Origin of the sequence: Phenylobacterium sp., from assembly GCF_031984885.1 — a bacterium.
Classification (GTDB): domain Bacteria; phylum Pseudomonadota; class Alphaproteobacteria; order Caulobacterales; family Caulobacteraceae; genus Phenylobacterium.
The window spans coordinates 1-20,716 of record NZ_DAMABV010000016.1 but is presented as its reverse complement, the minus strand read 5'-3'; the positions used below and the strand labels follow the sequence as shown (position 1 = coordinate 20,716).

Annotated in this window: 24 protein-coding genes and 1 tRNA gene; 8 read left to right on the top strand and 17 right to left on the bottom strand. The window is 69.1% G+C overall.

Annotation, left to right across the window (positions count from 1 at the left end):
• Positions 1–42 precede the first annotated feature (42 nt).
• The 4 genes from RTL41_RS18085 to RTL41_RS18070 all read right to left on the bottom strand — a co-directional run bounded on the left by RTL41_RS18085 (position 43) and on the right by RTL41_RS18070 (position 2,951).
• Positions 43–1,203, bottom strand: a complete 1,161-nt coding sequence (locus tag RTL41_RS18085; protein WP_312166466.1) for a GNAT family N-acetyltransferase — start codon at positions 1,201–1,203, stop codon at positions 43–45.
• A complete protein-coding gene (locus tag RTL41_RS18080) occupies positions 1,200–1,946 on the bottom strand; it encodes a glycerophosphodiester phosphodiesterase (RefSeq protein WP_312166464.1) in 747 nt (248 codons plus the stop codon). The genes RTL41_RS18085 and RTL41_RS18080 overlap by 4 nt, the downstream gene beginning before the upstream one ends.
• Entirely contained in the window at positions 1,943–2,404 is a 462-nt protein-coding gene (locus RTL41_RS18075) for a RidA family protein (protein WP_312166463.1), read from the bottom strand. Before RTL41_RS18075 ends, RTL41_RS18080 begins: the two co-directional genes overlap by 4 nt.
• 112 nt (positions 2,405–2,516) lie before the next feature.
• The gene (locus RTL41_RS18070) at positions 2,517–2,951 is read right to left on the bottom strand and encodes a TIGR01841 family phasin (RefSeq protein WP_312166461.1); all 435 of its coding nucleotides are present in this window, start codon (positions 2,949–2,951) and stop codon (positions 2,517–2,519) included.
• 312 nt (positions 2,952–3,263) lie between these two features.
• Here RTL41_RS18070 and RTL41_RS18065 point away from each other — a divergent pair, with 312 nt between their 5' ends.
• Positions 3,264–4,547: a serine hydrolase gene (locus RTL41_RS18065; RefSeq protein WP_312166460.1), complete on the top strand. Its 1,284-nt coding sequence runs from the start codon at positions 3,264–3,266 to the stop codon at positions 4,545–4,547.
• 3 nt (positions 4,548–4,550) lie between these two features.
• Here RTL41_RS18065 and RTL41_RS18060 read toward each other — a convergent pair whose 3' ends face one another.
• Positions 4,551–4,970 (bottom strand): DnaJ domain-containing protein, encoded by a 420-nt coding sequence (locus RTL41_RS18060; RefSeq protein WP_312166459.1) that lies wholly within the window; start codon positions 4,968–4,970, stop codon positions 4,551–4,553.
• Between the two features lie 10 nt (positions 4,971–4,980).
• Positions 4,981–5,805: a division plane positioning ATPase MipZ gene (locus RTL41_RS18055; protein ID WP_312166458.1), complete on the bottom strand. Its 825-nt coding sequence runs from the start codon at positions 5,803–5,805 to the stop codon at positions 4,981–4,983.
• A gap of 112 nt (positions 5,806–5,917) precedes the next feature.
• Here RTL41_RS18055 and panC point away from each other — a divergent pair, with 112 nt between their 5' ends.
• A complete protein-coding gene (gene panC, locus RTL41_RS18050) occupies positions 5,918–6,826 on the top strand; it encodes a pantoate--beta-alanine ligase (protein ID WP_409418350.1) in 909 nt (302 codons plus the stop codon).
• A 27-nt stretch (positions 6,827–6,853) separates the two neighbouring features.
• On the opposite strand, the gene RTL41_RS18045 is transcribed toward panC, so the two are convergent.
• Both RTL41_RS18045 and RTL41_RS18040 read right to left on the bottom strand, forming a co-directional pair.
• On the bottom strand, positions 6,854–7,255 hold the full coding sequence (locus RTL41_RS18045) for a DUF1489 family protein (RefSeq protein ID WP_312166454.1): 402 nt from the start codon (positions 7,253–7,255) through the stop codon (positions 6,854–6,856).
• Positions 7,255–8,091: an enoyl-CoA hydratase-related protein gene (locus RTL41_RS18040; RefSeq protein ID WP_312166453.1), complete on the bottom strand. Its 837-nt coding sequence runs from the start codon at positions 8,089–8,091 to the stop codon at positions 7,255–7,257. The genes RTL41_RS18045 and RTL41_RS18040 overlap by 1 nt, the downstream gene beginning before the upstream one ends.
• 96 nt (positions 8,092–8,187) lie before the next feature.
• Here RTL41_RS18040 and RTL41_RS18035 point away from each other — a divergent pair, with 96 nt between their 5' ends.
• Positions 8,188–9,966: a patatin-like phospholipase family protein gene (locus tag RTL41_RS18035; RefSeq protein WP_312166452.1), complete on the top strand. Its 1,779-nt coding sequence runs from the start codon at positions 8,188–8,190 to the stop codon at positions 9,964–9,966.
• 298 nt (positions 9,967–10,264) lie between these two features.
• Complete coding sequence (locus tag RTL41_RS18030; protein WP_312166451.1) at positions 10,265–11,071, top strand: helix-turn-helix transcriptional regulator; 807 nt, start codon at positions 10,265–10,267, stop codon at positions 11,069–11,071.
• Here RTL41_RS18030 and RTL41_RS18025 read toward each other — a convergent pair.
• The 5 genes from RTL41_RS18025 to RTL41_RS18005 form a co-directional block, all read right to left on the bottom strand.
• Positions 11,068–11,481, bottom strand: a complete 414-nt coding sequence (locus RTL41_RS18025) for a DUF3574 domain-containing protein (protein WP_312166450.1) — start codon at positions 11,479–11,481, stop codon at positions 11,068–11,070. The two genes, RTL41_RS18030 and RTL41_RS18025, sit on opposite strands and share 4 nt — an antisense overlap.
• A gap of 47 nt (positions 11,482–11,528) precedes the next feature.
• Positions 11,529–12,779: a glycoside hydrolase family protein gene (locus tag RTL41_RS18020; RefSeq protein WP_312166449.1), complete on the bottom strand. Its 1,251-nt coding sequence runs from the start codon at positions 12,777–12,779 to the stop codon at positions 11,529–11,531.
• A gap of 68 nt (positions 12,780–12,847) precedes the next feature.
• Positions 12,848–14,278, bottom strand: coding sequence for a magnesium transporter (gene mgtE / locus RTL41_RS18015; protein ID WP_312166448.1), 1,431 nt, complete (start codon positions 14,276–14,278; stop codon positions 12,848–12,850).
• Positions 14,279–14,339: 61 nt separating this feature from the next.
• Positions 14,340–14,424 (bottom strand) — tRNA-Leu (locus tag RTL41_RS18010).
• Between the two features lie 48 nt (positions 14,425–14,472).
• Positions 14,473–14,754: a FliM/FliN family flagellar motor switch protein gene (locus tag RTL41_RS18005; RefSeq protein ID WP_235528742.1), complete on the bottom strand. Its 282-nt coding sequence runs from the start codon at positions 14,752–14,754 to the stop codon at positions 14,473–14,475.
• A gap of 50 nt (positions 14,755–14,804) precedes the next feature.
• Between RTL41_RS18005 and lipB the strand changes: the two genes are divergently transcribed.
• A complete protein-coding gene (gene lipB, locus RTL41_RS18000; RefSeq protein ID WP_312166447.1) occupies positions 14,805–15,530 on the top strand; it encodes a lipoyl(octanoyl) transferase LipB in 726 nt (241 codons plus the stop codon).
• A 406-nt stretch (positions 15,531–15,936) separates the two neighbouring features.
• Here lipB and RTL41_RS17995 read toward each other — a convergent pair whose 3' ends face one another.
• Together RTL41_RS17995 and RTL41_RS17990 are read right to left on the bottom strand one after the other, a co-directional pair.
• Complete coding sequence (locus RTL41_RS17995; protein ID WP_312166446.1) at positions 15,937–16,341, bottom strand: DUF805 domain-containing protein; 405 nt, start codon at positions 16,339–16,341, stop codon at positions 15,937–15,939.
• A gap of 26 nt (positions 16,342–16,367) precedes the next feature.
• Positions 16,368–16,688, bottom strand: coding sequence for a heavy metal-binding domain-containing protein (locus tag RTL41_RS17990; protein ID WP_312166445.1), 321 nt, complete (start codon positions 16,686–16,688; stop codon positions 16,368–16,370).
• Between the two features lie 59 nt (positions 16,689–16,747).
• Between RTL41_RS17990 and msrB the strand changes: the two genes are divergently transcribed.
• From msrB to RTL41_RS17975, 3 genes are all read left to right on the top strand, one after another.
• Positions 16,748–17,242, top strand: a complete 495-nt coding sequence (gene msrB, locus RTL41_RS17985) for a peptide-methionine (R)-S-oxide reductase MsrB (RefSeq protein ID WP_312166444.1) — start codon at positions 16,748–16,750, stop codon at positions 17,240–17,242.
• A complete protein-coding gene (locus RTL41_RS17980) occupies positions 17,242–17,832 on the top strand; it encodes a hypothetical protein (RefSeq protein WP_312166443.1) in 591 nt (196 codons plus the stop codon). The genes msrB and RTL41_RS17980 overlap by 1 nt, the downstream gene beginning before the upstream one ends.
• A gap of 66 nt (positions 17,833–17,898) precedes the next feature.
• Entirely contained in the window at positions 17,899–18,870 is a 972-nt protein-coding gene (locus RTL41_RS17975; RefSeq protein ID WP_312166442.1) for an SDR family NAD(P)-dependent oxidoreductase, read from the top strand.
• Positions 18,871–18,874: 4 nt separating this feature from the next.
• Here RTL41_RS17975 and RTL41_RS17970 read toward each other — a convergent pair whose 3' ends face one another.
• Both RTL41_RS17970 and RTL41_RS17965 read right to left on the bottom strand, forming a co-directional pair.
• Positions 18,875–19,690 carry an aminoglycoside phosphotransferase family protein gene (locus tag RTL41_RS17970; protein WP_312166441.1) on the bottom strand — a complete coding sequence of 272 codons (816 nt, stop codon included), beginning with the start codon at positions 19,688–19,690 and terminating at the stop codon, positions 18,875–18,877.
• Positions 19,691–19,735: 45 nt separating this feature from the next.
• Positions 19,736–20,569, bottom strand: coding sequence for a BON domain-containing protein (locus tag RTL41_RS17965; protein WP_312166440.1), 834 nt, complete (start codon positions 20,567–20,569; stop codon positions 19,736–19,738).
• Positions 20,570–20,716: the final 147 nt, after the last annotated feature.

The following is a 20,716-nucleotide window of genomic DNA, read 5'->3' as shown; positions in this document are numbered from 1 at the left end:
CCTCGCAGGACGGAACACTCCCGACCGAGGTCGCGCCACCGCTCAGCCCTGGCGGAAGGGCGAATACTCCTCGGCCAGCCACTCCATCTCGCCGTTGACGGCCTCACGCTCCCTTTGCAGGAAGTCCTCCACCGGCGCGCGCAGGCGCGGATCGGCGATGAAGTGGGCCGAATAGACCGGGGCCGGCAGGTAGCCGCGGGCGATCTTGTGCTGGCCCTGGGCGCCGGCCTCGACCCGCGCCAGGCCCCGGCCGATCGCCCATTCGATCGCCTGGTAGTAGCAGAGCTCGAAATGCAGGAAGGGCACGTCCTCGACGCAGCCCCAGTTGCGGCCGTAGAGGCAGTCGTCGCCGATCAGGTTCAGCGCGCCGGCGATCCACCGGCCGTGGCGCTGCGCCATCACCAGCAGCACCCTGTCGGCCATCCGCTCGCCCAGCAGCGAGAAGAACAGGCGGTTCAGGTAGGGGCGGCCCCACTTGCGCGAGCCGGTGTCCATATAGAAGGCGAAGAACGCGTCCCAGTGGTCCTCGGTGATCTCCGCGCCGGTGAAGGCGAAGATCTCGACCTCGGCCTGGGCGTCGCGGCGCTCGCGGCGGATGGTCTTGCGGCGGCCGGACGACAGCGCCGCCAGGAAATCCTCGAACGTGGCGTAGCCCTGGTTCACCCAATGGTACTGCTGGCCCTGGCGCAGCGAGAGGCCCTGCTCGCCCATCCAGGCCCATTCGTCCTCGACCGGGAAGTTCACGTGCAGCGACGAGGCGTCGTAGCGCTCGCACACCGCCAGCGCGCCGCCCAGCAGGATGCGGCGGGCCTCGTCCGGATCGACGCCCGGCCGCACCAGCAGGCGCGGCCCCGTCACCGGCGAGAACGGCGAGGCCGAGATCAGCTTCGGATAGTAACGCCCCCCTGCCCGCTCGTAGGCGTCGGCCCAGGCGTGGTCGAAGACGTATTCCCCCTGGCTATGGGACTTCAGGTACAGCGGCATGACCGCCGCCACCTGGCCGGCCTCGTCCTCGACGGAGAGGTGCTGCGGTCCCCAGCCGGTCCGCTCCACCGCGCAGCCGGCCGCCTCGGCGATATCGAGGAAGTCGAACGAAACAAAGGGGTTGCCGCGGTGATCGGGATGCCCCGCGCACGCGTCCCACGCCTGGCGTCCCACGTCTGCGATACGGCGGCTGATCTGCACCGCCGGCTTAAGCTTCACGCCTCAAAGCCCTCGAAGATCAGGTTGTCGCAATGATCCTTCACCGCATCCCACTGGCCAGGATCGCGGACCGTCCAGGCGACGACCGGCATCCCCTCCTCGCGGAACTTCGTCACGCGCTCGTTCGGCAGCATGCCGATGTGCAGCGCCAGGAAGTGCGGCCGCGCGAGGGCGACGTGCTCCAGCCGCGCGAAGGATTCGCGCTGCGCCTCGTTCATGTTCGGCGCGTGCTTGTAGTCGTAGCTGTCCAGGCCCCGCAGCACCCCGGGGAACCGATCGGCGAACCAGGCGTGCGAATAGGGATTGAAGCCGATCACGCAGGTCGGGCCGGCATGGTCGATCAGCAGTTCGTGCACCCGCTGCTCCAGCGGCCCCACCTCGCCATACGGCGTCTTCAGCTCGATGTGGACCATGGCGCGGCGGCCGATCAGGGCCAGGGTCTCGCGCAGGGTCGGGATCTTCTCGTCCGTCCCGGCCAGGCTGAGTTCGGCGAGGTCGGCGGCGGTGCGCTCGCGCAGCTTGCCCTCGACGCCGGTCATGCGCTTCAGGTCCTCGTCATGGAAGACCATCGCCTCGCCGTCGGACGACAGGTGGACGTCCAGTTCGACGCCATATCCGGCCTCGCAGGCGGCCTGGAACGCCGCCAGCGAATTCTCCGGCGCGCCGCCCCGGCTCCATAGCCCGCGATGCGCCACCGGCGGGTGGAACAGAAGGTCCCAGGCCTCGCCGAAGGGGTTGCTCACCGCACCTGCACCACGGCGTCGACCTCGACCGCGAAACCCATCGGCAGGCGATAGACCCCGACCGCCGAGCGGGCGTGCTTGCCGGCGTCGCCGAAGGCGCCGACCATCAGGTCCGAGGCGCCGTTCACCACTTGCGGGATCTCGAGGAAATCCGGGCCGGCCTGGACGAAGCCGCCCAGCTTCACGACCCGCACGACGCGCTCCAGGTCGCCGTCGCAGGCGGCCTTCATCTGGGCGATGAGGTTGACGCCGCAGAGCCGCGCCGCGGCCTTGGCGGTCTCCAGGTCGACGTCCACGCCGACCGTGCCGCGCACGCCGCCGCCGGCGTCCACCGAAACCTGCCCCGAAATGTGGACCAGATCGCCCGCCCTGACGAAGGGCACGTAGTTGGCGACCGGCGGGTTGGGCTGCGGCAGGGTGATGCCGAGTGCGGACAGACGTTCTTCGACCTGTGACATGCCGAAGGTCTACCGCCGCGCCTCAACCCCGAAAAGAGAAAAGGCCCGCGCCTGGCGTGGCGCGGGCCTTTTCCGGGAAGACACCCCGCGCGAGCGGGGCGACTGGGAGTCTTTAGCGAGCGGCCTGCAGGCGCTCGACGGCGGCGGTGACGCGCTCGTTGAGCGGCTTGACCGCGTCCTTCACCGACGACGACACGATGTCCGACATCTTCGAAACTTCGGCGATGTAGGCGTCGAGGGCCGACTTGGCGTAGGTGGTCTGAAGCTCGATCACTTCCTGCACCGACTTGGCGCCCGAGAGCGACTTGGCGGCGGCGACGTGGTTTTCCACGGCCTTCTTGGAATAGGCCATGGCCTGGGCGCCCAGGGCTTCGGCGCCCTTGGTCGAGGCGGTCACCGAGGCGATGACGGCTTCCAGGTTCTTCTTCGAATGGGTGTTCATCTCGTTCAGTTGAGCGAGCGACTTTTCGACAGCGTCCTTGAAGGCGACGTTGCCGGCGGTGGTGAACTGCTCGACGGTGTTCTTAACGGTCTCGGCGGCGGCCATGGGCGGGCTCCTGGGGTCGGGATTGGGGCGGTGGTCTACCGCGACGCAAACTTGGACGGGGACTTGCCTTGAACTCGCCCCTGATGTCTCATGTTGCAGTGCAGCAGTCAAGCGGTTTTTGTGCAGTGCACAATAAGTCGGCCAATCCCCGGGCGGCCCCGCCGTTCACGCAACAGTTGATCGCAAAAGCCGCGACAAATGGGCTCGTTCAAGTCCTGTTTACCATCGCGCAAGGCGCCGGCTGGCATGGTAGGACTCATCCAGAGTGGCCCCGGGGGGCCGCTTAACCCTTTGTATCGACGGACGATCCGCATGTTTGAGCGCGCCCGCCGCCTGATCGCGTCCCTTGTTCTCGCCGCCGCGACAGCCGTCGCGCCGGTGGCCTCGACCGCGCAGGCCCAGGTTCCCTACCTTCAGCTTCCCGCCAGCCAGCCCAAGTACGCGGCCGTCGTGGTCGACGCGAAGACCGGCGAGGTGATGTACGCCAAACGCGCGGACAGCCCTCGGTATCCCGCCTCGATCACAAAAGTCATGACCCTGTACCTGGCGTTCGAGGCGCTGGCCGCGGGCCGCATCCAGTTGGACGACCCGGTGGTGATCTCGCCCCGCGCCGCCGCCCAGGCCCCGACCAAGCTCGGCCTGCGCCCCGGCGAATCGCTGACCGTGGAACAGGCGATGCAGGCCCTGGCCATCAAGTCGGCCAACGACATCGCCGTCGCCCTGGCCGAGAAGCTCGGCGGATCGGAATCCCGCTTCGCCGCGATGATGACCCTGCGCGCCGAGGAGCTCGGCATGCGCAACACCCGCTTCGTCAACGCCTCGGGCCTGCCCGACAGCCGCCAGATCTCCACGGCCCGCGACATCGCCATCCTGTCGCGCGCGGTGATGCGCGACTACCCGCAGTACTACAAGCTGTTCAGCCAGCAGAGCTTCACCTTCCGCGGCGTGACCATGCGCAACCACAACGGCCTGCTGGGACGCATGCCGGGCGTGGACGGGCTGAAGACCGGCTACACCAACGCCTCGGGCTACAACATCGCGGTCTCGGCGGTGCGCGACAATCGCCGCCTGATCACCGTGGTCCTGGGCGCCCCGTCCACCGCCATCCGCAACAACAACGCCGAGGACCTGATCCTCACCGGCTTCGACGTCATGGCCCGCCGCGAACGCGGCGAGAACATCACCGTCGCCCAGAACCTGTTCGAGCCCGAGCCCACCGGCCCGATCGTGCGCCCCTCCATCGAACAGGGCGACAACGAGCAGGACGGCCTGAAGATCGTCCTGGCCTCGGCCACGCCCTCGCCCGCCGCCTCGCGCACCAAGATCGTCGAGCCCTCGAAGAGCGCGGCCGGCAAGGGCGGCAAGTGGTCGGTCCAGGTCGGCGCGTTCAAGACCAAGGCCGACGCCAAGGAGCAACTGGCCCTGGTCAGCAAGCGCTTCGGCAAGCACTTCAACGCCGCCAACGGCGACGTCGGCGCGAAGGTCGGCGGTTCGTACCGGGCCCGCTTCTCCGGCTACACCGAGGCCTCGGCCAAGGACGCCTGCCAGGCCCTGAAGGCCAAGCGCCTGGCCTGCATGGTCGTTCGCCCGACCTGACGACTACTTCTTGAGCAGACGATCCCTGGCCGCGTTGAGCTGCGCGGCCAGGCCGCTGGTCCCGCCCTTGTCGGGGTGGGCCATGCGCATCAGGCGGCCGTAGGCCTCGCGGATCTCCGCCTCGGTGGCCTGCGGCCCGACCCCCAGGATGGAGCGGGCCTCGCTGTCGCTGATGCGGCCGCCGGACGGCGGCGGGACCATCCCGGTCCGCCGCGTCGACACCGCCAGCCACAGGCCCAGCACCACCAGCACGATGGACTTGCCCCAGCCGCCGCGCACGCCGACATAGGCCGCCGCCGCGAAGCAGGCGATCGCAAAGACGCCGGCGATGAACCGCCACTCGCGACGCTTCAGCATCGGCTTGCCGCGGCCGAGCCAGACGAGCAGCAGCAAGGCTGCACAGCCGAGGGCGAAATAGATCATGGGATGGCGACTATTGCGCCGCCAGCAGCTCTTCGCCAGCCAGTCCCGACAGACCCAGCGATCCCATCAGCGCCCGCAGCTCCTGGCGCGCGGCCACGTGCTGCAGCGACATGGCCACCGGCCGGATGGTCGGCGACAGGTCGGCGATGGTCAGGCCGAACGGGAACAGCTCGCGATAGATCACCCGGTCGCGCAGGCCAGGCCCGACGCGGAAGCCCACCCGGCGCGAGAGCGCCTGGACCCGCTCGTCCAGGCGCTTGCGGTTGCGCGCCTCGGTCGGGGCCAGGCGGTTGCGCAGCACCACCCAGTCGATCGACTTGCCGGTGGCGACGGCCCGCGCCTTGCGGCTGTTCCACACGGTTTCCGAATAGAGGCTGGGACGCTTGAGCTCCAGGCTCACCGGGTCGACCACCCCCAGCATATCGAAATCGACGAAGCTGTCGTTCATCGGCGTGACGATCAGGTCGGCCAGGCCGTGCGCCGCGCGGCCGATGGCCGTGTCGCTGCCAGGCGTGTCGATCAGCACGAAGTCGGCCTGCTCGGCCGCCTTGCCGAACGCATCCTCGAAATGGGCCAGGGCTTCGGCGTCGGCCGCCTTGGCCAGTTCAGGGCCCAGCAGGAACTCGGCCGGAACCGGCGCCACCGCGCCGTTGGCGTCCAGCCAGGCCCGCCGATGGGCGAAGAAGTGCGCCATCGACTGCTGGCGCACGTCCAGATCCAGGGTCGCGACCTTGGCTCCGGCATGCAGCAGGGCGGTCGCCAGGTGGATGGCGATCGTGGACTTTCCAGCCCCGCCCTTCTCGTTCCCGACGACGATCACCTTGGCTTGTGACATCGATCCTTAACTCCACAACCGATTCGGCGGCTTCGCACCGATTCTATTGGTTAACAGGAACCTTCACCACGACGCCGCGTCAACGTAAGGCGCTGCAAGGGCTGTGGATGGAATGGACGCCAGGCGCCGACCGCGCCATAAGCCCCACACCCTGCCCTACGAGTTCATCATGCCTCAGATCGCCATCGTCCGCACCGTCGCCAACCTCCGCGCCCAGGTCGCGGCCTGGAAAGGCGCCGGCGAGCGGGTGGCGCTGGTCCCCACCATGGGCGCGCTGCACGAGGGGCACCTGTCGCTGGTCGCCCTGGCCAGGACCAAGGCCGAGCGCGTGGTCGCCAGCGTTTTCGTCAACCCCACCCAGTTCGGGCCGAACGAGGACTTCGACGCCTATCCGCGCGGAGAGGGCCGCGACGCCGACCTGCTGGCGGGAGCCGGCTGCGACCTGCTGTTCGCGCCGACGGTCGCCGAGATGTACCCGCCCGGGTTCTCGACCACGATCACCGTGACCGGGGTCTCCGAACCGCTGGACGGCGCGGCGCGGCCCGGCCACTTCGCCGGGGTGGCGACGATCGTCGCCAAGCTGCTCCTGCAATGCGGACCCGATGTCGCCGTCTTCGGCGAGAAGGACTACCAGCAGCTCCAGGTGATCAAGCGGCTGGTCCGCGACCTGGACATCCCGGTCGAGATCGTCGGCGCCCCGACCTCGCGGCTGGAGGACGGCCTCGCCCGCTCCTCGCGCAACGCCTATCTGACGGCGGCCGAACGGAAGGTGGCCGGCCGGATGAACCTCGCCCTGGCCGACGCCGTGCGCCGCCTGCAGGCCGGCGAGAGCGTCGAGCGCGTCGAGGCGACCGGCCTCGCGGCCCTGGAGCGCGCCGGCTTCCAGCGCATCGACTATTTCGAGGTGCGCAACGCCGACGACCTCAGCCATCCCGGCCCTGGCCCGCTGACCGTTCCGGCCCGGATCCTGGCCGCGGCGATGATCGGCAAGACCCGCCTGATCGACAACATGGCGGTCTGAACGCCAGGGAGACCTCCGGCCCAGCCGCTACCAGGCCCCCGCCTCGCGGAGTTGCCGGGCCAGGTCGGACGGGATGTCGCCGTCGACGCCGCCCGCGAGATCCGGCGGCGCGTCCTTGGCCTCCAGATAGCGCCAGCCCTGGAACGCCCGCCGGGGCGTCGGCGCGACGCGCACGATCTGCGGGTCCACCGTGACTTCGCAGCGGGCGGTGACGCCCTCGCCGACGGTGTCGACCGCCAGGATCCTCTGGCGGCACATGATCACGCCCTTGAACACGCGATAGAGCGAGCCGCCGTCGAGCAGTTCGGCCGCGCGCTTGGGCGTCTGGCGGGTGTGCATCACCCACGGCCCCGCCTCGGCGGCCCGCCAGGCGACGAGGTCCTCGATGGTGTCCAGCCCCACCACCAGCTTGATCATGTGCAGAGCCATCAGCCCAACCAGTACGGCTTGCGCTTCTCGAGGAAGGCGCGAACCCCTTCCTGGCCCTCGGGACTGACGCGGATGCGGGCGATGCGCCGGGCGGTCTCCTCCATCACCTCGTCGACCGGGCGATAGGCGACGTCCTCGACCAGCTTCTTGGACTCCGCCACCGCTTCCGGCGCGCAGGCCATCATCTCGGCGCCGATGCGGTCGCGCGCGGCCTCCAGGGCCGCGGTGTCGGCGACGATCTCGCTCACCAGGCCGATCTTCTCGGCATGCGCGGCGTCGAACACCTTGCCGGTGGCGAACAGCGCCCTGGCCTGGCGCGGACCGATCGCGCCGACGACGTAGGGGCTGATGGTGGCGGCGATCAGGCCCAGTCGCACCTCCGAGAAGCTGAACTTGGCATCGGCGGTGGCCACGGCCAGGTCGCAGGCGGCCGCCAGTCCGGCCCCGCCGCCGAAGGCGCCGCCCTCGACCAGGGCGACCGTCAGGGCCGGGATGTCCCACAGGCTCTTGAGCATGCGGGCGAGTTGCATGGCGTCGTCGCGATTGTCCGCCTCGGTGCGGTCGATGGCCTCGCGCATCCAGTCCAGATCCGCCCCGGCGCTGAAGGTCCCGCCGGCGCCGCGCAGGAAGACCACCCGCACCCCCTCGGCCCCCTGGAGGGTCTCGAACGCCTCGTGCAGGGCCGCGATCAGCTCGGCGTTGAAGGCGTTTCGGCGGAACGCACGATTGAGGGTGACCGTCGCCACGCCCTCCAGAGTCGCGTCGATGTCCACCAGCCGGGACTCAGCATCGGTGTCGGTGATTTCGACCAGCGGGTCGGCGATGGGATTGGTCATGATTGCGGTCTCCTGGACCTTTCAAGAACGCTGGACCGGAACTTTGGATCAGGCCAAGCCATAGCTCCCCGGGGCGACGCAAGCTAGGCTCGTCCCGTGGTCAGCCTGCCTGATATTCCCAGCGACTCGGCGTTGGCCCGCCTCTTCTACGAAGAGCGCGGCCATGGCGAGGCGACCTGGTTTTCGCTGCCGGGCGGCGCGACCCTGTTCCAGGCCGGAGAGCCGGCCGACCACCTCTATTTCCTGCGCGCCGGCCGGCTGGGCGCGTTCCGCAAGGAAGAGAACGGCGAGCCGCAGTTCCTGGGCGTGATCCGGCCCGGCGAACCGGCCGGCGAGATGTCGCTGATCACCGGCGCGCCCCACAGCGGGACGGTCGTGGCCCTGCGCGATTCCGAGATCTTCGCCCTGCCTCGCGACAGCTTCTTCGAGGCGGCGGAGACCGACGCCTCTGTGATGACCGAACTGGCCCGCCTGATGATCCTGCGCAGCCGCCAGGCCGCCACCAAGACCTCGATCGGCGAACCTTCGGTCTTCGGCTTCGTGGCGACGGGAGCCGCCGGCCCCGTTCGGCCGCTGGTCGACAAGATCGGGCGCGAGATCGGCAAGATCGGCTATTCCGTCACCGTCGTCGGCAGCGAAGCCCAGCACGCCCCGACCGAATGGTTCTCCGAGGTGGAGCGGGACTACGACTTCGTGCTCTACGCCGCCGAGGTCGAGGACATCGGATGGCGCCAGGTGGTCGGGCGCCAGGTCGACCGCCTGTTTCGGGTCGCACGCGGAGACGCCGCGCCGCCGCCGGAAGGGCTCGCCCATACCGAACCCCTGCAGGCCCAGGGCTTGGTCGACCTGATCCTGGTCCAGCCCCCCGCGCGCAAGGCTCCGCGCGGGTCGCAGGCCTGGGTGGACGCCCTGCAGCCGGCGCGGCTCTTCCACGTCCGGCGCGACAACGCCGACGACGTCCAGCGCATGGCCAGGCTGCTGACCGGCCAGTCCGTGGGACTGGTGCTGTCGGGCGGCGGCGCGCGCGCCTACGCCCACGTCGGCGCGATCAACGCCCTGCGGGAACGCGGCGTGCCCATCGACTTCGTCGGCGGGGTCTCCATGGGCGCGATCGTCGGCGCCGGACTGGCGGTCGGCTGGAGCAGCGAGGAGATGGACGAACGCATCCGCGACGCCTTCGTCAACACCAGCCCGCTGGACGACATCGCCCTGCCGCTGCTGGCCATGACCCGCGGCGAGAAGGTGCGCGACCGCCTGGCCAAGCACTTCGGCGACATCCAGATCGCCGACCTCTGGCTGCCGTTCTTCTGCGTCTCGTCCAACCTCACCACCGGGGCCTATCAGCTCCACAAGAGCGGGCTGCTGCGCGACGCCCTGCGGGCCAGCATCTCCCTGCCCGGCGTCCTGCCCCCGGCCACGACCGATGACAACAACGTGCTGGTCGACGGGGCGGTGATGAAGAACTTCCCCGCCGACATCATGCGCCTCTCGCAGCTCGGCCCCATCGTCGGCGTCGACGTCAGCCGCGGCCGTTCGATCACCGCCGACGACGTCGCGCGCCCGGAGTCCGTCTGGCGCTGGATCCGCTCGGGGCAATGGCGCAAGGGCCCGCCCATCGTCTCGCTGCTGATGCGGGCGGCGACGGTCTCCACCGGCCGCGACCTCGCCGCGGCGCGCGAGGCGACCGACGTGCTGATCACCCCCGACCTGACCGGCGTCGAGATCCGCGACTGGTCCGCCTATGAGCCGGCGGTCGAAGCCGGCTACCGCGCCACCCTCGAGGCGCTGGACAAGCTGCCCAAGCCGGTCACCGAATTCCGTCGCCGGCCCAGCCGCCACGAGGCGTCCGAGCCCGAATCCGTCTCGCCGATCTAAAACGCGATCAGGGGTTTGCGAACCGCCAAATCGGTCCCATATTGAAATTCCTGTTCAACAGCTGAAAGGAGGTGACCCAGTGTCTCATTGTCCTCATCCGAGTGTGGAAGCCGCGACCCGGGTCGCCGCTTACGAGGTCTCCAAGTAAGCGCCGAGTTGCGGGCCGCACTGCGGTCCGACAATGGAAGGGCCGGTTCTCGAAAGGGAGCCGGCCCTTTGTCTATCTGGGCTACCGCTTGCTCAGGCCATTACCTGCAAGGTCATGGAGCGGGCGCGGCCTCGCCGCTAGGCTCGCCCCATGATCGCGACAGCAACAGCGGTGGGCGACCACCTCAAGCAATGGCGCCAGCGCCGCCGTCTCAGCCAGCTCGACCTGGCGCTCGACGCCGAGATCTCCACCCGCCACCTCAGCTTCCTTGAAACCGGCCGCGCCCAGCCGAGCCGGGACATGGTGCTGCGCCTGGCCGAGCACCTGGAGATCCCGCTGCGCGAGCGGAACACCATCCTGGTCGCGGCGGGCTATGCGCCCGTCTTTCCGCAACGCGCGCTGGACGATCCGGCCCTCGTCTCGGCACGCAAGGCCGTGGAGGTCATCCTCACCGGGCACGAGCCCTACCCCGCCCTGGTCGTGGATCGCGGCTGGAACCTGGTCAGCGCCAACCGGATGATCCCGCCGCTGATGGCCGACGTGGATCCCGAGTTGCTGGCCGCGCCGATGAACGTGCTGCGGCTGACCCTGCACCCCAAGGGCCTGGCGCCCCGCATCGCCAATCTGCACGAGTGGCGCGCGCACCTGCTGGAGCGTCTGCGCCGCGAGGTCGAGCTGACCGCCGATCCGCGGCTTTCCGAGCTGCTGACCGAGCTCAAGGCCTATCCGATCCCCGGCGGCCAGCCGCCGCGCCGGCCCTCGGACGAATTCGGCGGCGTGGCGATCCCGTTCCGCCTGCAGACGGCCGCGGGGCTGCTGTCGTTCTTCAGCACCACGACGGTATTCGGCACGCCCGTCGACGTCACGCTCTCGGAACTGACGCTGGAGACCTTCTTCCCGGCCGACGCGGAAACCGGACAGGCGCTGCGCGCCCTCGCCGACAGCCTGCCGGCCTAGAAGTCGACGCAGGCCGGCTGGGTCACCAGAAGCACGGACTCCTGGTTGAAGCGCGCCTTGTAGGCCTTGCGCGCGGCGTTCAGCTTGAGGTTGGCGTCCAGGCCGTTGGGCAGCACTAGGACCACCACCTTGGAGGCCTCGCGGATGAGCTTGTTCTCATCGCCCTTCCATTGGCCGCCGCCGTCCAGGACGGTCAGGCCGCCGGGGAAGCGCGGCGTAAGCTCCTCGTCCAGGAACTTGCGGAAATCGGCCTCGGAAACGCCCGGCTTGCCGCCGATGTTCTGTCCGAAGAACAACTGGGCCGTGCGCATCGGCTCCTGCCCGGCCGGGCAACTTGGCCCGTACAGGCTGGCGCAACCGCTGAGCGCCAGGGCGCTCGCGGTCGCTGCGATGGCGACGAGGTGTTTCATACAGCTTGGTTAGCACGCGTCGGGCCGACCGAGAAACGGCCCCGTGGCTATTCGTCGCGTTCGAGCGTCGCCTCGACATGCTCGATGTCCGGACGTCCCAGGCGGTCCAGGATCATGTAGACCGCCACGCCGATCAGGCCGACGCCGGCGATCCCCGCCAGCCAGACGATCGTGCCGGGATTCATCCCGCCCTCGCCCTGCGGCGGCGGCATGTTGATCGCCCAGAACAGGCAGCCGCCGAACAGCGCCGCGCCCGCGCCCGCCAGGCCGAAGGCGGGCAGCAGGGCCGGCCTCTTCGGCTCGGCGAGCTCCAGCGGCGCTTCAGGCGCGGCTTCGACCGGCGCCGGCTCCAGTTCGGCCACAACCTCCGGCGCGGTGTCGACCGCCGGCTCCTCGAACAGGTTCGGCTCGGATTCGTTGGCGGCCACCAGCTCCAGCTTCGGCGGCTCGAAGGTCTCGGGCTGGGCGAACTCCTCCTCCGTCGGCGGGGTCAGGACGAAGGCCGGCTCCGCGGCCGGCTGCGGGAACGCGGCCATCACCGGCCCGGGCTCCTCGACCACCAGCCGGGGCCCCGGCTCGACCACCGGGCTCTGGCGGATCGGTTCGCTGAAGATGCTGGAGAGGCGCGAGGAGACCGAGGCCGCGGCCGCGGCCGCAGGGCTCTGGGCGTCGTCGTCCTGGACGGGGGTCGGACGCTCCTGATGGACTTCGTCGCGTTCGACGCGCGCCTGGGGCCCCTCCATCGGCGCGTTGAGCGCGGTCGGGGTCTGGCGCGGCACGACGCCCGTGGCGTCCAGGTCGATGTTCGGCTGCAGGACCGGCGACGGCGCCGGGATCCAGCCGCCCACCGGCGTCAGGAACAGCGTCTTTTCCGCCGAGCGCCGGCGGACCAGGGCGTCGACCACGATCTTCTCGCCCTCGAACTCGGCCTTGCGCCACAGCTCCATGGCGCAGGCGGCCTGGATCAGGCTGCCCTCGTTCAGGCGGCGCAGGACGGAGGAGCGGCGGAAATTCTCCAGCCCGATATTGAAGGCGAAGGCCGCGAGCGCGTCGAACTGGTTCTGGTTGAGCGGGGTGAAGACCCACTCGTTGATCGAATGCGATATCCCGATCAGGTCGTAGAGCAGCAGCGCCTCGGCGTCCTGTTCCGAGACTTCCGCGCCCTCGCGCGCCGTCAGGGTGTGGCCATGGCCGATCGTCCAGCGGCCATCGGCCAACTGGGCGGACTTCCGGCGATAGCCTTCGAAGCGCTTGATCAGCTCGATCGCCGATCTCGACACCTGATAACGCGGTTTCATGGCCTGATTGACCCATCCTGACACATGGGCGCACGCGCCCAGGGGTTAGCGGGCAAGATAGAGGCCGCTTACAGCAGGATCACCGCCGCCAGGCCAAGGAAGGCGAAGAAACCTGTGAAATCCGTGGCGAAAGTGACGAAAACTGAGGATGAAACCGCCGGGTCCCGCCCCATGCGCTCCAGGAACAGCGGCGCCAGCACGCCGGCCAGCGAGGCGACGAACAGGTTGATGATAAGTGCGAGTCCAAACGTGACGCTCAGCATCACGTCTCGGAACAGGAAGTAGATCACCCCGCCGGTGACGGCGGCCAGGGCGGCGCCGTTGGCCAGGCCCACGGCCATCTCCCGGAAAACCGTACGATAGGCGTTCACCTCGGACAGTTCCTTGCTGGCCAGGGCGCGCACGGCGACGGCCAGGGCCTGGGTGCCGGCGTTGCCGCCCAGCGAGGCGACGATGGGCATCAGCACCGCCAGGGTGACCAGCTTGGCGATCTCGCCCTCGAAGGCGCGGATGACGCTGGCGGCCAGGGCGGCGGTCACGGTGTTCAGCGCAAGCCACGGAAGACGCGCGCGAATTATGTCCAGCACGTCGGCGTTCCGGCCCGCGTCGGACACCCCGGCCAGGGCGAGGATGTCCTCCTCGCTCTCCTCCTGGATGACCCCGACGATGTCGTCGACGGTGATCTGCCCCACCAGCCGCCCGCCCGGCTCCACCACCGGCGCGGAGATCAGGTGGTACTTGTCGAAGATGTAGGCGACCTCTTCCTGGTCCATGCCGACCGGGATCTCGGTGACGGGCTCCATGATCTGGGCCAGGGGGGTGCTGCGCGGCGCCCGCAACAGGTGGCTGACCGGCGTCGCACCGACAGGTTTATAGCTGGGGTCCACCACATAGATGTCGAAGAACAGTTCGGGCAGGTCGTCGGCTTCCTCGCGGAAGTGGTCGATGGTCTGGCCGACGGTCCAGAACTGGGGCGCGGCGACGACTTCGCGCTGCATGATCCGGCCGGCGGTCTCGTCCTCATAGGCCAGGGACGACTCGATCGCGGTCCGCTCGGTCTCGGGCATGGCGGCCAGGACCTGGACGCGCTTGTCGTCCTCCAGGTCGTCGACCACGTCGGCGGCGTCGTCGGAATCGAGCTCTTCGAGCGCCTTGGCCAGGGTGGCCGGGGCGACGGTCTCCAGGACCTCCTCGCGGATCTCGGTGTCGAGCTCGGAGAGGATCTCGGCCAGGGCCTCGGGCGCCAGGTGGGCCAGCACCTCGTCGCGATACTCGGCCGACAGGAAGCCCATCAGGTCGGCGACGTCGGCGGGGTGCAGCGCCCCCAGCAGCTCGCGCAGACGCTCGGCGTCGCCGCGATCGGCGGCGTCCACCACCATGGCCACGAACTGGGGATTTAGCGCGTAGTCCTCGCCAAGGGCGAGGTCTTCCAGGTCTTCTTCCAGCTCTGGAGCAATCTTGTCGCTAGCTGCGGACAGGTCGGCCGTTTCGCGGCTCATGCTGACCTCCCTAGGCGTCGGACGAAGATTTGCTCAATCGCTGTTGAAGACCCTGATTCACTGGTGCGGTCGAGAAGACTCGAACTTCCACGGGTTGCCCCACAGCGACCTCAACGCTGCGCGTCTACCAATTCCGCCACGACCGCTCGTGGTGAGGCGCGGCAGGTAGCAAACCCCCGCAGCTTTGTGAAGCCCTACTGACCGCCCGCCATGAAGTCATACACATCTGCCGCACGCGTGACGGCGATCGAGATGCGGTCCTCGTTGATCTGAATCTCGCCGCGGGCGACCGGATGGTTGTTCGCCAGGATCCAGACTTCCTCGTTCACGCCGGCGTCCAGCGGAATCACGGCCCCCCGCCCCATGCGCAGAAGTTGCTGCATCGGCAGGGTCGACCGGCCCAGCAGGACCGATATTTCGACGTGAACCTCGTTGACCTGACCCAAGACGCAAAGCCTTTGAAACACTAGACACAGGGCGAACGGGGCTTTGACGCGCCCCCTCCGGTCACCACATTGGGTCCAACATGCTTGACCGCTCGTTAAACATATCCGCCGACGCCCCGATCTTCGGCCGCGAGGACGCCGCCGCCGCCGAATGGGCGGTGTCGCGCCGGCAGGTCCCCTACCCCGAGGCCGTGGCGGCGATGGAGGCCCGGGCGGCGGCGATCGCCGAGGGCCGCGCCGGCGAGCTTGTCTGGCTGCTGGAGCACCCGCCGCTCTACACCGCCGGCGTCTCGGCCAAGGACGGCGACCTGCTCGATCCGAATCGCTTCCCGGTCTTCGCCAGCGGCCGCGGCGGCCAGTTCACCTATCACGGCCCCGGCCAGCGGGTGGCCTATGTGATGCTGGACCTGACCAAGCGGCGGCGCGACGTCCGGGCCTTCGTCGCCAGCCTGGAAGCCTGGGTCATCGGCGCCCTCGCCCGGTTCAATGTCGAAGGCGAGATCCGCGAGGGCCGCGTCGGGGTGTGGGTCGAGCGCAAGGCGCCGGGCTTTCCGGCCCGCGAGGACAAGATCGCCGCCATCGGGGTGAAGCTGCGCCGCTGGGTGTCGTTCCACGGGATTTCGCTGAACGTGGAGCCGGACCTGGGCCACTTCTCGGGCATCGTGCCCTGCGGCCAGACCGAGCACGGCGTCACCAGCCTGGTCGACCTGGGCCTGCCGGTGACCATGGACGAGGCCGACGAGGCGTTGAAAGCCAGCTTCAGGATCGTGTTCGGCGAGGTCCAGGACGCCGAGGCGCCGGTCTAGCTCATCCCGGAAAGCGCGCAGCGCTTGTCCGGGACCCATTCGCACCATGTTCGTCGAATGAGGCGAGGCCGCGCAGCCAATTGCACCATCAGGTGTTCATGGGTCCCGGTCTTGCTTCGCAAACCGGGATGACATCTGTTTTTCTCCGGTGGCGGCTGGCGCAAGCTGCTTGGTGGATTTTGAAACACCAAGACCACGAAGGACACGAAGAGCACGAAGGCGCCGTGGCGGGTGGATGGCGTGGTGCGAGGGGTGGAGCGCGCCTCTGGCGCGTTTGTCGCGGGCGTGCTTCCCATGTCATCCCGGAAAGCCCGCAGGGCTTGTCCGGGACCCATTCGCGCCGGGCTTGACGAATGAGGCGCCGCCCCGCCGCAAAAGCTCAACTGACTTGATGACACCGCGCGGATTACACCGCCGCCGGCCGCAGCGGGTTGGGTCCGTAGCGGTTGGCGCCCATCTCGCTCCCCATGACGCCCAGCTCGACCGCGGCCCAGACCAGGGCGATCCCGAACAGGAAGTCGAAGAAGCCGACCGGCTGGGGCCAGACCGCCACCAGGGCGAACAGGATCAGCGCCGCCCACCAGCCCGACTTGCCGCGGTCGTGCAGGCGCTTGGAGAGTATGCAGGCCCCCGCATAGATCAGGGCCGGATAGACGAACCATCCGGTCAGCCAGTGCAGCGTCACCCCGACGATGGCCTCATAGACGGCGGCCAGGCCGAGCAGCAGGGCCGCGGCGATCAGGAACGGCGCGCGCGCGACCCGTCCGTCCGCCGACAGCAGCAGGGCTCCCCAGTCCGTCTGTCCGTTCATCGGTCGGGCGACTCAACGCAGCGCATCTAGCGCAGTTTAACCGCGGTTCCGGCGGCGGTGACCATCAGCATGCCGTTGTCGGCGCCCAGGGCCTCGTAGTCGAGATCGACCCCGACCACCGCGTCCGCGCCCAGCCTGGCGGCCTCGTCGCACATTTCGCGCAGGGCGATGTCGCGGGCCTCGCGCAACGCCTTCTCGTAACCGCCGGCGCGGCCGCCGATGATGTTGGTGATCCCGGCGAACAGGTCGCGGAAGATATGGGCCCCGATGATCGCCTCGCCGCTGACCACGCCGACCGTGCGCGCGATCTCGCGTTCGGCCACATAGGGGGTCGTACTGGTGATCATGCCTGCCTCCTCCGGCGACGCACTTTCGCGAACGGCCCAGGGACCTTAGATTGCAGGTCATGAGCACGCCAGCCGCCTCCCCGTCCGGATTTGATCTGACCGCGCCCGACGGCGCCGAACGCGCCAGCCTGGAGGCCGGGCTGTCGCAGGAAGAAGCCGACGTCCTGCTGCACCACGGCACCGAGGCCCCGTTCTGCGGCGGCCTGCTCGATAACAAGGAGGACGGCGTCTATTGCTGCCGCCTCTGCGGCCTGCCGCTGTTCCAGGCCAGGACCAAGTTCGAAAGCGGCACCGGCTGGCCCAGCTTCTTCGCGCCCTATGACGAGGCCCACGTGGTCGGCGTGCGCGACGTCAGCTACGGCATGATCCGCATCGAGACCCGCTGCGCGCGCTGCGACAGCCACCAAGGCCACGTCTTCCCCGACGGCCCGCCGCCGACCCGCCTGCGCTACTGCATCAACTCCGTCTCGCTGGAGTTCGTGGCGAACGGCGAGCCGCTGCGCGATCCCCTGCACCGCGGCGACAACGCCGCCCTGGCCGCCGCGACGGCCTGATGGCGACGCCGGCCCACACCGGCGCGGACTTCTACCTTCATGTGAGGGTGATCATCGGCCTGGTGATCGGGCTGTCGATCACCCGCTCGCTGGCCGGCTTCTCGGCCATGGTCCAGCATCCGGGGCGGCGGAAGCTCTATCCGATCCATCTGGGCTGGGCGGTCTCGATCCTGCTCTCCGCGGCTCATTTCTGGTGGTGGGAGTTCCGGCTGTCGGGGGTTTCCTGGACGTTCGCGCTCTACGCCTTCGTCCTGGCCTATGCGAGCCTCTACTACTTCCTGACCTGCCTGCTGTTCCCCGACGACCTGGCCGACTACGGCGGCTTCGAGGACTTCTTCATCTCGCGGCGGAAGTGGTTCTTCGGGCTGCTGGCCCTGACCTATGTCGCCGACGTGGTCGACACCGCGATCAAGGGCCACGACTACCTGGCCCATCTCGGCTGGGAATACCCGCTCCGCTGCGCGGTCTATGTCGTGCTCTGCGCGATCGCCATGTTCACGACCAACCGGCGCTTCCACGCCGCCTTCGTGATCGCCAACCTGGCCTACCAGGTCTCCTTCATCCTGCGGCTCTACTACGTCGAAGTCTGAGCCGCTTGGCGGACCGTGCGGAAGGCGCGCTAGTCTCGTCCCAAACCAGACAAGGGAGGCGACGCCGTGAAGGACTTCGCAGGTAAGACCGCCGTCATCACCGGCGGCGGGACGGGCATGGGCCGCGAGCTCGCGCGCCAACTGGCGGCCGAGGGCTGCAACATCGCCATGTGCGACGTCTCGGCCAAGGCCATGGCCGAAACCGTCCGGCTGATCGAGGCCGACGGCAAGCCGCAGGGCGCCAGGATCACCACCCATGTCGCCGACGTCTCGCTGGAAGCCGCACTCATCGCGTTCCGCGACGAGATGGCCGAGCAGCAGGAGACCGACCGCATCCACCTGCTGTTCAACAACGCCGGCATCGCCGGCGGCGGCAGCATGATCGCCGACAGCCGCGCCGCCTGGGAGAAGACCTTCAACGTCTGCTGGGGCGGGATCTATCTGGGGGTCCGCACCTTCCTGCCGATGCTGATGGCCGCCGACGAGGGCCACATCGTCAACACCTCCAGCGTCAACGGCTTCTGGGCGACCATCGGCCCCAACACCTCGCATACCGCCTATGCGGCCGCGAAGTTCGCGGTGAAGGGCTTCACCGAGGCCCTGATCACCGACCTGCGGCTCAACGCGCCGCACATCAAGTGCTCGGTGGTGATGCCCGGCCACATCGGCACCTCGATCGTCGCCAACTCCCGCAAGGTGCAGGCCGGCAGCGACTCCGACGACCTGAGCCCCGAAGACCTGGCCCAGGCCCGCGCGCGCATGGCCGCCTCCGGCATGGACGTCAGCCAGGTCCCCGACGACGCCATCCGCGCCATGGCCGCCGAGATGGCCCGCAGCTTCCTGGAGGACGCGCCGATGACCGCCGCGGCGGCGGCCAAGGTGATCCTGGACGGGGTGAAGGCCGAGCGCTGGCGCATCCTGGTCGGCGAGGACGCCCAAGTCCTGGACCAGTGGGTGCGCAAGGATCCCGAACGCGCCTATGAGCCCGAGTTCTTCAACGACTTCGCGCGCGAGGTAGGCTGGCGGCTCGGCGGCTGAGGCCTCAGGCGTAGAGCCTGGCGGCGGCCAGCTCGGCGATCGAGCTGTCGAAGGCCGCAGGATCGCCGTCATCGAGGATCCAGGCCGCCGACAGCCCGCTGTAGGCGAGGATCCACATCAGCAACCGGCGGGGATCCATGCCTGCGCGCTGCGACACCAGGTCGAGATAACGGTCCAGGCGGCCGGGCATGAGCGCGGTGGCGGTGTCGGGATTGCAGAACGGATTGGCGTAGTCGTAGCCGCGCTCGCCCAGCACGCCCTTGGGATCGATCGCCAGCCAGCCGCGCGGGCCGAAGTCGAGGATGTTGGCGTGATGGACGTCGCCGTGCAGCGGGACCACGTCGCGCGGGTCGGCCAGCAAGGCTTGAGCGGCTTCGTGGGCCTTGATCAGGACGCCGCCATGGTTGGCCGCCCCCGGCCCCAGGGCCGAGAACCAGACGTCGAGCGGCACGAGGCTGCTCGGCGGCGGCGTGGATCGCGGCGCGTGCAGCACGGCGACGGCGTCGCAGATGACGCCGGTGGCGGCGTCGTCCTGGTCGCCCCGCGCCATCGCCGCCAGCGAGCGGCGCCCCTCGGCCCGCTCCAGCAGCAGGGCCTCGTCCCGGCGCGCCAGGACCTGGGCGGCGCCCTGCCCGTCCCACCATTCCATCAGCGCGGCGCCGGCGATCTCCTCGGGCGCGGCGGCGAGCTTGAGGATCGCGGCGCGGCCATGCCGGCGCACGGGCAGCAGCCAGCTTCCCGTGTACTGCGTGGTGAAGGCTTCGCCATCGGGGACCAGGTCCCAGAGATCCAGCCAGGGTTGGAATGAAGGCCCCGTCACGCCTGTCAATGTAGGGCGCGTACGCGACGGGGCCAGGGGCGAGCGTCAGTTCTTGCGGGTCGCGGAACTGACCTGGGCGGCGTTGGCGCTGTCGCCGAAGCCGGTTCCCGATCCGGTGATCGGATCGTTGCGGCGGACCCGCAGGTTGTTCTGGACGTGGGTCACGCCGGCCAGATCCTCGACCAGCCGCTCGGCGCGATGCTTGGCTTCACGCTCGGCCACCGTGCCCGACAGCGTGATCTCGCCGCCCTCCACCTGGATGGAAACGCCGCTGGCGTCGAGCCAGGGATCGTCGGTCAGGCGATCATGGGCTTCCTCGCTGATGCGCCCGTCGGTGCGCTTGTATCCGCTCGGCCCGCGCCCGCGATGGTCGCCTTCGCCCAGCCACGAGGCGACGCGATCGCCGGCCCGTTCCCAGAAGTTGCGACGATCGGGTTCGTCCTCATAGTGCCCGGCGTGGTCCGGGTGATGTTCGCCATAGGCGACGCGATAGGCGTGTTCCTCACGTCGGCGATCCTCGCCGTAGCGCTCGCCCCGGTAGCGCGCGGGCCGGTAGGCATAGGCGCCGCCGCGCGTGATCGGCCGGTCGTCGTCGCGATAGTCCCCACGCCGGGGATCGTCCTCGAACTCGCGCCGCGCCCGGCGGGCCATGCGCGCCTCATAGGCGTAGTCGCTGGAATTGCGGGGGCTGGTGTAGTCGACGCCGCTCTCGCGCTCGCCGAAGACGTGCTCGGGCCGGCGGGGCTGGAAACTGCGGTCGCCGTAGAGCCCGCGATCGTAGCGCGGACCCTCGTCACGCTCGCGGCGATAGCGTCCGTAGCCGCGGTCGCGGTCCATCCGCTCCAGTTCTTCGCGCTCGTCCATCCATCGGTCGGACATGGTCGTTCTCCCTGGTTTTCGTTTTCGTCTTGCGAGCGACAACGAGGGATGGCGGGCCTTGTTCCGAGAAGATTGCGCGATGTGGTGCGAGGCTACAGCGGGATGTTGTCGTGTTTTTTCCAGGGATTGGAGAGTTGTTTTCCCTGG

Excerpts from the sequence above, each read along its gene's own strand:
- RTL41_RS18030 (WP_312166451.1), top strand. The coding sequence starts at position 10,265 with ATGATCGCGACAGCAACAGCGGTGGGCGACCACCTCAAGCAATGGCGC.
- RTL41_RS18065 (WP_312166460.1), top strand. The coding sequence starts at position 3,264 with ATGTTTGAGCGCGCCCGCCGCCTGATCGCGTCCCTTGTTCTCGCCGCC.
- lipB (WP_312166447.1), top strand. The coding sequence starts at position 14,805 with ATGCTTGACCGCTCGTTAAACATATCCGCCGACGCCCCGATCTTCGGC.
- RTL41_RS17965 (WP_312166440.1), bottom strand. The coding sequence starts at position 20,569 with ATGTCCGACCGATGGATGGACGAGCGCGAAGAACTGGAGCGGATGGAC.
- RTL41_RS18020 (WP_312166449.1), bottom strand. The coding sequence starts at position 12,779 with ATGAAACCGCGTTATCAGGTGTCGAGATCGGCGATCGAGCTGATCAAG.
- RTL41_RS17980 (WP_312166443.1), top strand. The coding sequence starts at position 17,242 with ATGGCGACGCCGGCCCACACCGGCGCGGACTTCTACCTTCATGTGAGG.
- RTL41_RS18040 (WP_312166453.1), bottom strand. The coding sequence starts at position 8,091 with ATGACCAATCCCATCGCCGACCCGCTGGTCGAAATCACCGACACCGAT.
- RTL41_RS17995 (WP_312166446.1), bottom strand. The coding sequence starts at position 16,341 with ATGAACGGACAGACGGACTGGGGAGCCCTGCTGCTGTCGGCGGACGGA.
- RTL41_RS18075 (WP_312166463.1), bottom strand. The coding sequence starts at position 2,404 with ATGTCACAGGTCGAAGAACGTCTGTCCGCACTCGGCATCACCCTGCCG.
- RTL41_RS18045 (WP_312166454.1), bottom strand. The coding sequence starts at position 7,255 with ATGGCTCTGCACATGATCAAGCTGGTGGTGGGGCTGGACACCATCGAG.
- RTL41_RS18070 (WP_312166461.1), bottom strand. The coding sequence starts at position 2,951 with ATGGCCGCCGCCGAGACCGTTAAGAACACCGTCGAGCAGTTCACCACC.
- RTL41_RS18025 (WP_312166450.1), bottom strand. The coding sequence starts at position 11,481 with ATGAAACACCTCGTCGCCATCGCAGCGACCGCGAGCGCCCTGGCGCTC.
- mgtE (WP_312166448.1), bottom strand. The coding sequence starts at position 14,278 with ATGAGCCGCGAAACGGCCGACCTGTCCGCAGCTAGCGACAAGATTGCT.
- panC (WP_409418350.1), top strand. The coding sequence starts at position 5,918 with ATGGACGCCAGGCGCCGACCGCGCCATAAGCCCCACACCCTGCCCTAC.
- RTL41_RS18060 (WP_312166459.1), bottom strand. The coding sequence starts at position 4,970 with ATGATCTATTTCGCCCTCGGCTGTGCAGCCTTGCTGCTGCTCGTCTGG.
- RTL41_RS18055 (WP_312166458.1), bottom strand. The coding sequence starts at position 5,805 with ATGTCACAAGCCAAGGTGATCGTCGTCGGGAACGAGAAGGGCGGGGCT.
- msrB (WP_312166444.1), top strand. The coding sequence starts at position 16,748 with ATGAGCACGCCAGCCGCCTCCCCGTCCGGATTTGATCTGACCGCGCCC.
- RTL41_RS17990 (WP_312166445.1), bottom strand. The coding sequence starts at position 16,688 with ATGATCACCAGTACGACCCCCTATGTGGCCGAACGCGAGATCGCGCGC.